Origin of the sequence: Faecalicatena contorta (genome assembly GCF_003149105.1) — a bacterium.
Lineage (GTDB): Bacteria > Bacillota > Clostridia > Lachnospirales > Lachnospiraceae > Muricomes > Muricomes contortus_C.
This window is the reverse complement of sequence record NZ_QGDS01000009.1, coordinates 31,380-42,607: the sequence shown is the minus strand read 5'-3', so window position 1 is coordinate 42,607 and position 11,228 is coordinate 31,380. Positions and strand designations below refer to the sequence as shown.

The window sequence follows — 11,228 nt, the reverse complement described above, 5'->3', positions numbered from 1 at the left end:
TTAATGCACATTGAAAGAAAATATTAAAAATGCTATACTAAAATTGTTATTATCAGTGATATAACCCAAAAATAATTCAAAAACCGTACACCTACGTTACGGTTTTCAAACATGTAATTATTTAGGACAGCTATTTGAAATTGTTAAGGCGGGATTATAAAATGAAAATTAATGAGGTTATTAAACGAACCTGCATGAGTAGAAGAACTGTATATTATTATATTGAAGAGCAATTTATTACTCCTGAAATCAATCCGGATAATGGATATTATATCTTTACGGAAAAAGAAATCCTCATTCTTCATATTGTGCAAAAGCTTCGTAAAGCGGATTTTTCAATCAAAGATATTCATAATATCCTGAATCATCCGGCATCCATTCATGTCTGTATCTTTAAGCATTTGGAAGATTTAGAGCGGAAAAAGGCTGTTTTAAATGAACAAATCCAGTCTCTCTCTGCATTTGAAAAAACGCTGCCTATGGTAGTTACTTCTGATTCTCTGCTTCCATTGCTGGCAGATGCCAAATTAAAGAATGATTTGCCTTCTTCTGACTTTTCTGTCTCGGAAAGCAATGTAAAATTGGTTTCTCTTTTTCTCTGGGGACCGTTTATACAAGGGATTGAAATGACAGAATACCGACAGTATTTATGGAAAAAGCTATTAGATGAGACGGCCACCTCTATGGATTCAAGCCTGACTCTTATCAGACAATATCTATACGCCCTGCCGGCAGAACAAATCGATAATGAGCTTGCAAAGAGGAATCTCCATATCCAGGAAATTATTAATCTCACTGACAAAACGATAGGTGCATTTGTGGAAAACCTGCAGAAAAACATGAAGATATTCATACAGGATGAAGAATATATTCATTATTGGAAATCACAGTATCAAAAACAGATTTGCCCACAATCTTGTTTATTTGATTCGGAGCTGAACACCCTTGTGCGTGAACTAAGTCCCAGGTTTTCTGCTTATTATAAAAATATCCATATCTGCTGCAATCAGTTGTACAAATGGCTGACCTCAGAAGAAGACGGGGTATATGTCAAAGAATTACTTCTGACTTCGTTAAACGGCTATATTGATATTGAAGCAAATCATCACGCGGAACTGGCATTCTTTGTCAATCTGCCTATACACTTCTAGAGCGTCCCTCTAAATACAAATTCGGAGAAAGCTCTTCTTTCAAATAATGTTCTGGTTTGATACCCTTGTGGAATCAAACCAGAACATTATTTTTTGCGTTTATATTTTTGCTTTTTGTTATTAAGTTTCTCTGGAATCGTCATCACCAATAACGATTTTCGTCTAAGCATATTACCATCTCATAATTTCTCCTATAGAGGATTTTTTCTTTTCCTCACCCTCTCGTAAAAGAATAATATTTTCCGGTTCACTAGCATACCAAATAAAAGTTCCCCACGCAATTGATGGTACTAGTCTTCGACTTGCCGAATCAGATCTATCTTTGAAAACAGTTACATATATACAATCCTTTTGTTGGTAGCCAGCCTTTCCTGCCAACTCAATAAGCTCTCGCTTTCTCCGGTCATTTATTGGGCCGTCTGTAGCAACACATTCAACAAATACGATAATAGCTTTTTCTTCACCTAATTCTGCTAAAATCAAATCTGGAAGAACCGTCGACACATCCACATCAAATCCAATTGCCTGACATAAATCATCATCCTTTAATACTAATTTTTTAGCTGATTCACTCATTAAAATCACTGCTGGATCCTTCATGAAGTTCTTTGCAAACTGTTCAACAACAGCTTTCGCAAGTTTATTACTCGGACCAGCTGCTAATTTTCTTGTCTCACCATTGGGCAATGTCACCAATACACCATGTGAAGAAGCCGTTACCATTCTTCTTGCTAACGCTACTCTAGCTAAAGCTCCAGTTGATAAATATTCATTTTGCCATTCCAGTATAGCACTTTTAAGATTATCACCCTGCAACCTAGGATTAAAAAGGGTCGCAAACTGTAACTGTAAAGAATATCTGGGTAATGGCGATGTGGTAGCCAACCCTTCTCTTTCTATTACTGCGTTAAGCCGCACCATTTCTCTTAAAGTCTCATCGCGTATAGGTTCTCTTGTATTCGGCTTATACCACCTGTCAGGTATATCTCTAGGTGCATCCTTACTCTGGATAATTTGCAACCACTTTTTTCGCTCCTCGGAACTTTGAATTGCCGCCTGCTGATCGGACATACACGTAATCGTCGCCGGGCGAATCCATTCCTCTCCAGAGATACAAAAGCAATATAATAAAGTAAATATAGTTTTGGCCCCCATTTCCCGGATAATATACCCATTTATATCCACCGATCTGGGAAAAATAATTTTCAATCGTTCCTGTATCTCTGCAACATCAGGTAACTCCTCAAATGTCCATGTACTATCCATATTGCTTACTCCTCTATTTCGTATGCCCGTAAAATAATTTGTTCTAAAGTTCCCACATCAAACTGATTATGCCGAATATGAAAAACATATTCTTCTAGTTCATCTAGATTTTCTACTGGCGGCAAGGGAAGTGCATGTAATTCACTTGCCGATACTGCTACACTACCAGATAAACATCTAAATATTCTATCCACAGATGTGGAATTCAAAAGCAGTGATATTGCCTCTAATGAAACTTTAGGCCCTTCTGACATTGGATGAATTATATTCACATGGTTTTCAACAACTACCCCTCCCCATTTATCGATAAACCCTTGAGGTAATACGCATGTTTGTAATCTACGTTTTTGCTCCTTAGCTGTAGTCCGTTGTACCAATACTGCCGATTTGTTACAGACCAAAAATTTTTGTTTATCTGTAATTTTAACATATTTTTTTTCTTTTCTATAAGTATAATTAAAATCAAATTTCCCTGCCGTCGTAATCGCCTCTGCCCAAATAATTGGCTTAACACCTGCTTTTTTCTTTTCGAAAATTTGATCTTTTAAACGATTCCATACTAACTGCCCAGTTGAAACTTTATATCCATAATCTTCTATAGTTGTTCCTATATCTTTAACACCACTTATAATCTTTGCTTCCGCTGCTTCTCGTGCTATAATCCATGGTCCGGCTCCCTTTTCGATTTTAAAGCTGCCAATCCGATCTACATTATATAAATCAGTCTCAACATTGATTTTACTCGCTGTCATCATTTGAGTTGGATTGCTTCCAAAAACTACTAAACAAGTTTCCTGAAGCACCTGATCAAATACACCATTCCGCATTGAAAGAAAGTCAATATCTAATGGAGGTACCGTTTCTGAAAGAAAATTCCTCAAATTAGAAAAATATTTCCCTCCTAAAAAAGAAGTTGGAGTCACAAAACCTAACAATCCATCTGGCTTCATCAAGCGAACTGAGGCATCGATAAATAAACCATATAAATTTGCATGACCATACAATGACCTTGCATATTTTTCTCTTATATTGTTGTCAAGTTTAACTTTACCATATGGTGGGTTACCTACAATCACATCAAATTGTCTCTTCTCCTTTAATGCATATCGAACTGTATCTCGAATCTTTATTAGTGGTTTTAATCTTCTCCCAGCAATAACTGATTCCGGATAAACAATAATATCTAAAAGACACTGCGTTAATAACGCCGCAAATTTATCAAATTCAACCCCTGCTAAATGATTGTCAAGGTGAAATAACTTTTCCTCTGCAGACATCTCCCTTATTCTGTAATCACCTAATACTCGGCTTGCAACCGTAACAAGAAAAGCTCCTCCTCCACAAGCTGGATCAAGAATTTCTGCCTTTGCCCAATCTGCCCCCTCCGCTGCCAGAATATCCAAAAGGCGTTCAGCTAGAGACGGTGGAGTATAATAAATACCATTATCTGAACGGTAACTATCCGGCAATAGCATCGTATACAAATTGCCCATCAGATATGCATATTCCATAATATTCAAAGAAGTAAAATATTCTGCAATCTCTTTCGCAAGACATAAAGAACTGAAATCCAACTCTATTTCGTCAAATTTGAGCTGTCTACAATCCCATTTTTTCCTATAATCTACATTTCTCCATACATAACGAACTACTCGGTAGCAAAAAGTGCGAGCAAAAGAAATCGCCTTCGATTCATCTGCGAAGACAAACTTTTTTTTCATTTTCTCTACAGTATCTTTATACTCATTCCAATTAACGCTTTGAGGATAAGTATCTCTCATACCTTCTGCCATATTATCACACATCCTTTATGCTATTTATAATTCTGCTATCTGTCATTATACTAAATCATGAACCTTTGAATGAATTTTATCACAAAAAGGTAAAAAAGTACAGAAGAACAGAACTCTCGTTCTCTCCTTCTCTCTATATGATTATCAATTTCCTAATCCCAAAACTTTCCTGTTCGCTATTACACAGTATAAGAATTTCTTTTATCCTTTATCACTTTCAATTACACCATGTCCGGAGGCTGAAAAACTAAGATATTCTAAAAGTCTTATTGACAATTTGAAATTAAGTGTCTATAATGAAGACGAATTCGGTAGGTGAGGCTACTGTAAGGATACGGACTGCTGCCGCGAAGTGATGGAGACATCATGAGAGGGTTGAACAGGTTATATCGAAACCAAGGTATAACATAATGCAGTTTCATTGCCTTACAGAGTTGAAGCTCAAACGATAGTCATGAAATATTTGTAATATTCCTGTGCCTTTGTTTGAGAGCACAGGTTTTTTTATATAATAGGAAATTACTTTTCCTATTATATAAAAACCCTCCGGGGGATGCGCACTGCGTTGTAAGTGGTAAATGTCGCTGTGCGACCAACCCAGGCGCAGGAGTTTGCTCCGCAAACTCTTTAAATTTTTGAAAGGTGGTGAATTGCGTGGATAGTGGTTGTTGTCGAAGTTGTAAAATCAGAAAAGCGGTGGAATGCCTTATTTTGAAAGTATGCCTGCGGCAGGAGATACTATCTGCCTTTATGCCCGTATGCCTAATTCAAAAAGATACTTATTGAGCTGCCAATGTTCAAGAGGGCAAACTTCTTGAACTACTAACGTTCAAGAAGATATGATATACCACCGCCTGCACAGAAGTTGTTTTGCAAAGCGGTGGATTTTTTATGTCCTTTTTTAGGAATTCATCCCGGAGTTTTCGGGTTTATAATAGATATTTCAAACAAAAGTGAGGTGAGAAGAATGGATGCCAGTGGCAGTAACAGCGCAAAACCACAGGGGGCAAGGGACCTGAGAAGAACCGCCATATGGCAGAAATTCTTCTGAGCTGGCAATCGTATACCCTTCCCATTTGGTTTTGTGTCTGTTTCTTCAACAAATAAAAGAATGGAGGTACAGACCAATGAAAAATATTATCAGAAAAAGATTTACATCAAAAGCTACGTCTGAAAAGATGCATCGTGACTATATCAATGAGAAGCTCAAAAGCATTGCAAAAATTCCAGCAGGGGAAGTTTGTGAATCTCTTTATGCTTCTCCCGCCGGATTGAGTTCAGAACAAGTAGAACTTTCCCGGGAGCAAAATGGCAGCAACATCGTTTCCCACGGGAAAAAAGAGCCCTTGCTGAAAAAGCTCAGGGATGCTTTTATCAATCCGTTTACAATTATTCTATTTGCACTTGCCGTCGTTTCTGCATTTACAGAAGTGATTCTGGCAGAGCCAGGAGATAAGGACCCTACCACAGTTATTATCATTACGGTAATGGTCCTGGTATCAGGTATTTTACGTTTTGTTCAGGAAACCCGGAGCGGAAATGCTGCTGCAAAACTCTCTGAAATGATCCGCACTACTGTCTGTGTAGAGAGAATAGAAACAAAAAAGCAGGAAATTCCAATCGAAGAAATCGTTGTGGGGGATATTATCTATCTTTCTGCCGGTGATATGATTCCCGCTGATCTGCGTATTTTGGAGTCAAAAGATTTGTTTATCAGCCAATCTGCTTTGACCGGAGAAAGCGAGCCTATAGAGAAAACATCTGATCCGATTCGTACAGATACACCTTTGACGGATATGACAAATCTTGCTTTTATGGGCAGCAATGTGTTAAGCGGCAGTGCAAAAGGAATTGCGGCGGCAGTTGGCAATGACACACTGCTTGGGGAAATGGCAGAGCAAATCAGTGCGGCACCCCCGGAGACTTCATTTGAGAAAGGCGTAAACTCTATATCCTGGGTATTAATTCGCTTTATGCTTGTTATGGTTCCAATTGTATTTGTACTCAATGGCCTGGTAAAAAGCAGCTGGCTGCATGCGGCTCTGTTTGCCATATCCATTGCAATTGGCCTGACACCGGAAATGCTGCCTATGATTGTCACCACCTGCCTTGCAAAGGGCGCAGTTTCCATGAGTAAAAAGAGGGTAATCATTAAGGACTTGAATGCAATTCAGAATCTAGGTTCCATTGATGTACTCTGCACTGACAAAACAGGAACGTTAACCCAGGACAAAATTGCCCTGGAGTACCATCTGGACATTGAGGGAAAAGAGGATGACCGCATTTTGCGCCATGCTTTTCTCAACAGCTATTATCAGACGGGACTCAAAAACCTGATGGATAAGGCTATTATCGAGCGTACAAAAGCCCTGATTGAAAGGAATTCCGCATTTGCAGCACTTGAAAGCAATTATATCAAAGTGGATGAGATTCCCTTCGATTTTGAGCGCCGCCGTATGAGTGTTGTAGTGGAAGACCACAACGGAAAAACACAAATGATTACAAAGGGAGCAATTGAAGAAATGCTCCGGATTTCTTCCTTTGTGGAGTATAATGGTCAAGTTGTTGAACTGACAGAAGACATGCGCAGGATGGTTCTTGCGAAAACCCATGAACTCAATACAGATGGTATGCGTGTCCTGGGAGTGGCACAAAAGACAAATCCTTCTCCTGTTGGTGCGTTTTCATCTGCTGATGAAACCAACATGGTTCTCATTGGATACCTGGCATTCCTGGATTTGCCCAAAGAGACAACAGCTGATGCAGTCAAAGCATTACAAGAGTATGGTGTTGCTGTAAAAATCCTTACAGGTGATAATGAAAAAGTAACAAAATGTATCTGCAAAATGGTAGGGCTGCCTATAGAGCATATTTTGCTGGGTGATGACCTGGACGGTTTAACAGACAAAGAGTTGGCCGGTGCAGTTGAAAGAACAACAGTATTTGCAAAGCTGTCCCCTGCACAAAAAGCCCGGGTAGTCACAGCACTTCGTGAAAATGGCCATAGTGTAGGCTACATGGGTGACGGAATCAATGACGCTGCAGCTATGAAAGCCAGCGATGTAGGCATTTCTGTGGATAATGCAGTAGATATTGCAAAAGAATCCGCCAGTGTAATTCTATTGGAAAAAGATTTAATGGTGCTGGAGCAGGGAATTCTTGAAGGACGGAAAACATACGCAAACATGATGAAATATATCAAACTGACTGCTTCCTCTAATTTTGGAAATATGTTTTCAGTGCTGGCAGCTTCAGCTTTTCTGCCCTTCCTGCCTATGGAGGCAATCCACCTGCTTTTGCTGAACCTTATTTATGACATCTCCTGTACCGCAATTCCCTGGGATAATGTGGACAGCGAATTTCTTTTGAAACCTTGTAAATGGGATGCCCAATCAGTGGGTAAATTCATGCTTTGGATTGGCCCGATCAGTTCCGTGTTTGATATAGCACTTTATTTGCTTATGTACTTTATCATCTGCCCTTCTATATTGGGCGGACCGTATCACACCCTTGGAACAGCCTCACAGGTACTGTTTGTTGCCCTGTTCCAGGCAGGATGGTTTATAGAATCCATGTGGAGCCAGACACTGGTCATCCATATGATCCGCACCCCAAAAATTCCATTTATACAGAGCCATGCATCCCTGCCCGTTACTTTGCTTACTTTTACAGGAATTGCAGTTCTTACGGCCATTCCGTTTTTGCCCTTTGGTACAAAAATCGGCTTTGCTCCGTTACCGGCTGTCTACTTCTTATGGCTCGCGGTAATTATTATATGCTATATGGCATTGACCACGGTTGTGAAAAAGCTGTATATAAAAAGATATGGAGAACTTCTATAACCCATTTATAGAGGCTTTCCTGGAATAAACAGGCGGCGCTTCTACATATTACTGTAAAAGCGCCGCCTGTTCTATTTTCCATAACCCATACTTCTTGAACTACTCCGATTCAATAAGATGTTGTTTTCCCTGCCTCAACGGTTTCCCAGCAATTCATAATAAAAGATATATTGCTGCATTACCCCCTCACAGCCCTTATACCTCCGCTTAGGAAATCCCCTGGGATAATGCTGCTTCAATGCCTGGTTGATGTGCGTGTCTACAGGAAATGCGGACATCTGGTGAAGCGCAAACAGGCAGATACAGTCCGCCACTTTCTCTCCCACCCCAAATAACTTCAGCAATTCTTCCTTCGCCTTCTTATAAGGCATTTTCCTGACTTGCTCAAGGGAAACATCTCCCTCTGCTATGCTTCTTGCCGTCCTGACTACATACTTGCTCCTGTACCCTAAGTTACACTCTTTCAGCGCATCCTCCTCCAGCTCCGCCAGAACCTTTGCTTCCGGAAATGAATAGTAGGCACTTCCATCTGAGCTCTGTTTTCTTTCCCCATACTTTTCACTGATATTCTGTATACATCTTCGGATACGCACAATATTATTTTGCTGGGATATCAAAAATGACACAATCATTTCCCACAAATCCTGATTTAATATACGGATGCCGCGTCCAAATTCCGCCGCGTTCATCAGGTAATTATCCTGGGGATTGATGCATTTTCTATACTCCTCATATTCTGTATCCAAATCAAAATAATGTCTCCAAAAACTTTCAAACTCTTCCGGGGCACAGTGGAAGGTGCACTCTTTTCCAAACTGACTGACTTCCAGATATTTATCCCCGGCTATAACAAAATATGTATTTTCATCCTTTTTTCCCATTCGAAAACACTGTCCCGAATTGCAGATTTGGGAAATATCAAAATAATCTACTTTTTTCTCAATCATATCTTTTGTTCACACCCTGTTCCATTCTATTCCACACCATTTTTCGCGCAGATATCCTCCAGACAGCACTTGTGGCAGAAAGGTTTTGTCCGGGCCGTGCATACATCTCTTCCATGAAATACCAAACGGTGGCAGAAATCACTGCCCTCCTCAGGCGGAATAATTTCCCATAATGCCATCTCTACTTTCTTTGGATCTTTTATCCCATCGACAAGACCAATCCTGTTTGTCAGGCGGATACAGTGGGTATCTGTCACAATCGCAGGCTCTCCAAACACGTCTCCCATAATCAGATTGGCACTTTTTCTCCCCACTCCCGGAAGCTTTAGCAGGGCATTAAAATCCCCTGGTACATTCCCGCCGTATTCTTCTTTCAATATCTTCATGCAGGCACTGATATCTCTTGCCTTGCTTTTTCCCAGCCCACAGGGCCTTACAATGCGCTCAATATCGTCTACGTCCGCTTCTGCCAGTGCATCCACATCCGGATACTTTGCATATAAGTCCTCTACTACCACATTCACCCGGGCATCGGTGCATTGCGCAGCCAAACGGACACTGACAAGCAGCTTCCATGCCTGGTCATAATCCAGACTGCACTCGGCCTCGGGATATTCTTTCTTTAAGCGTTCGATTACCTCCAACGCCAATTCTTCTTTCGTCATCTATGTTATCCCCTATCTCTATGTAGTCATATATTTACGCTCTTTATTATACCCTTTTAGCCTTTATCCCGCCACCCCCTTTTTCTGCCATTAAAAATGTCCCAAAATCCCCCTCGGGATTTTGAGACATTTTATTTGTATGTCTACTTTAGTTAAGAAAATTTTAACGTATGAAGCCAAAACAATTCAAGATTACAATAATCATTAAAACAGGAATTACAATTCTTGCCAACATCCTGTGGAAAGCAGACAGTTTTACCTTTATGCCACCGGCAGACAACTCTTTTTCATAAGCATCTATTCCCCAGACTCTTACAACATAAAAGCAGGTTAAAATACAGCCAAGAGGCAGTAATACATATGCTGTAGCCGTATCCAGCCAGTCGTACAGGTTATACGCTGCAAGGCCGTTGGCATCAATCCAGGGGAGTGTAAAGTCTTTTAGCACGCCAAAACCAAGGGATACAAAAATGCTTGCTAAAAATATAATACCTGAAACAACTACCGTTGCAACCTTGTGCTTCATCTTAAATCTTTCCTCCACCCATTTTACCGGGATTTCAAAAATAGTAAATAGAGTAGAAAATACAGCAAAAACAATCGCTATAAAGAAGCACAAGCCAATAATCCGGCCGCCCGGAAGATTATCAAAAATCTGTGTCATCACAACAAAAATAAGTGAAGGGCCACTTGCAACGTCTACTCCGGCACCAAAAGCAGAAGGGATAATCACAAAGCCCGCAATCAGGGCCACTGAAGTATCACAGAGAGTAATCCACATAGCATCTTTTTTTATGTTGTTTTCTTTCGGAAGACTCGCACCGAGGGTAATAAAGATTCCCCATCCGATACCGACTGAGAATAAGATTTGTGTAGCGGCATCAGCAAACACCTTAACACTTAGCTTGCTGAAATCAGGAAGTAAATAATATTTTAGTCCTTCAACCGCACCTTCTGTAGAGAATATAGCCCAAATCCCGCAGATAATAAGTAGAATAAACAAGGCTGGCATGATAAACTTCGTTACCTTTTCTACCAGATTGGTAATTCCAAAAAACAACAGGAAAGCCGTAATAATAACAACAATAGCTGTATATACAATCGGTTCCACAGATGATGATACAAAACCATCAAAATATTTTTTCGTATCTACTCCGAAATCGGCTCCTGACACATAAGCTACTGTATATTTTAACACCCAGCCACTTACTACCACATAGTAGATATCTATCAATACCGTACAAACGATTGCAATGATACCTATAAAGCTGTACTTTTTATTTACGGCACCAAAGGATGCCGCTACATTTCCTCTTCCATATCTTCCTATGGCAGATTCCATTTCCACCATTGGGTGCCCCATAATAACGGCCAATATCAAGTAAAGCAAAATAAATATACCGCCCCCGCCAGCATAGGCAAGATACGGGAACCGCCAGATATTACCCAGACCAATTGCAGCCCCCGCCGCTACCATAATGTAACCAAATCTTGATTTCCATTGAGGATGTTCTTTTTTACTCATAAATAAACTCCATTCCTTTAGTTTTTTTGAGACATCTTT

General features: G+C 40.0%; 7 protein-coding genes and 1 riboswitch. Of the genes, 2 read left to right on the top strand and 5 right to left on the bottom strand.

The genetic code is table 11. The features are described from left to right. The first annotated feature begins 161 nt into the window (after positions 1-161). Positions 162-1,151: a MerR family transcriptional regulator gene (locus A8805_RS14470; RefSeq protein ID WP_109712389.1), complete on the top strand. Its 990-nt coding sequence runs from the start codon at positions 162-164 to the stop codon at positions 1,149-1,151. A 171-nt stretch (positions 1,152-1,322) separates the two neighbouring features. Here A8805_RS14470 and A8805_RS14465 read toward each other — a convergent pair whose 3' ends face one another. After that, positions 1,323-2,417, bottom strand: coding sequence for a BsuBI/PstI family type II restriction endonuclease (locus A8805_RS14465; protein WP_109712388.1), 1,095 nt, complete (start codon positions 2,415-2,417; stop codon positions 1,323-1,325). 5 nt (positions 2,418-2,422) lie between these two features. Beyond that, positions 2,423-4,210 carry an HsdM family class I SAM-dependent methyltransferase gene (locus A8805_RS14460; protein WP_181392857.1) on the bottom strand — a complete coding sequence of 596 codons (1,788 nt, stop codon included), beginning with the start codon at positions 4,208-4,210 and terminating at the stop codon, positions 2,423-2,425. 300 nt (positions 4,211-4,510) lie between these two features. After that, a riboswitch (M-box (ykoK) riboswitch) is annotated at positions 4,511-4,671 on the top strand. Between the two features lie 666 nt (positions 4,672-5,337). On the opposite strand from A8805_RS14460, the gene mgtA reads away from it, so the two are divergent. Next, positions 5,338-8,052 (top strand): magnesium-translocating P-type ATPase, encoded by a 2,715-nt coding sequence (mgtA, locus tag A8805_RS14455; protein WP_109712386.1) that lies wholly within the window; start codon positions 5,338-5,340, stop codon positions 8,050-8,052. A 134-nt stretch (positions 8,053-8,186) separates the two neighbouring features. On the opposite strand, the gene A8805_RS14450 is transcribed toward mgtA, so the two are convergent. The 3 genes from A8805_RS14450 to A8805_RS14440 all read right to left on the bottom strand — a co-directional run bounded on the left by A8805_RS14450 (position 8,187) and on the right by A8805_RS14440 (position 11,189). After that, a complete protein-coding gene (locus A8805_RS14450) occupies positions 8,187-8,999 on the bottom strand; it encodes a DNA-3-methyladenine glycosylase family protein (RefSeq protein WP_109712385.1) in 813 nt (270 codons plus the stop codon). A gap of 26 nt (positions 9,000-9,025) precedes the next feature. Then, entirely contained in the window at positions 9,026-9,664 is a 639-nt protein-coding gene (locus tag A8805_RS14445; RefSeq protein WP_109712383.1) for an endonuclease III domain-containing protein, read from the bottom strand. 163 nt (positions 9,665-9,827) lie between these two features. Continuing rightward, on the bottom strand, positions 9,828-11,189 hold the full coding sequence (locus A8805_RS14440) for a sodium-dependent transporter (RefSeq protein ID WP_109712381.1): 1,362 nt from the start codon (positions 11,187-11,189) through the stop codon (positions 9,828-9,830). Positions 11,190-11,228 lie beyond the last annotated feature (39 nt).

What these genes read in the sequence shown, in the direction of transcription:
- A8805_RS14440 (WP_109712381.1), bottom strand. Translation starts at nt 11,189, where the DNA reads ATGAGTAAAAAAGAACATCCTCAATGGAAATCAAGATTTGGTTACATT.
- A8805_RS14450 (WP_109712385.1), bottom strand. Translation starts at nt 8,999, where the DNA reads ATGATTGAGAAAAAAGTAGATTATTTTGATATTTCCCAAATCTGCAAT.
- mgtA (WP_109712386.1), top strand. Translation starts at nt 5,338, where the DNA reads ATGAAAAATATTATCAGAAAAAGATTTACATCAAAAGCTACGTCTGAA.
- A8805_RS14445 (WP_109712383.1), bottom strand. Translation starts at nt 9,664, where the DNA reads ATGACGAAAGAAGAATTGGCGTTGGAGGTAATCGAACGCTTAAAGAAA.
- A8805_RS14465 (WP_109712388.1), bottom strand. Translation starts at nt 2,417, where the DNA reads ATGGATAGTACATGGACATTTGAGGAGTTACCTGATGTTGCAGAGATA.
- A8805_RS14460 (WP_181392857.1), bottom strand. Translation starts at nt 4,210, where the DNA reads ATGGCAGAAGGTATGAGAGATACTTATCCTCAAAGCGTTAATTGGAAT.
- A8805_RS14470 (WP_109712389.1), top strand. Translation starts at nt 162, where the DNA reads ATGAAAATTAATGAGGTTATTAAACGAACCTGCATGAGTAGAAGAACT.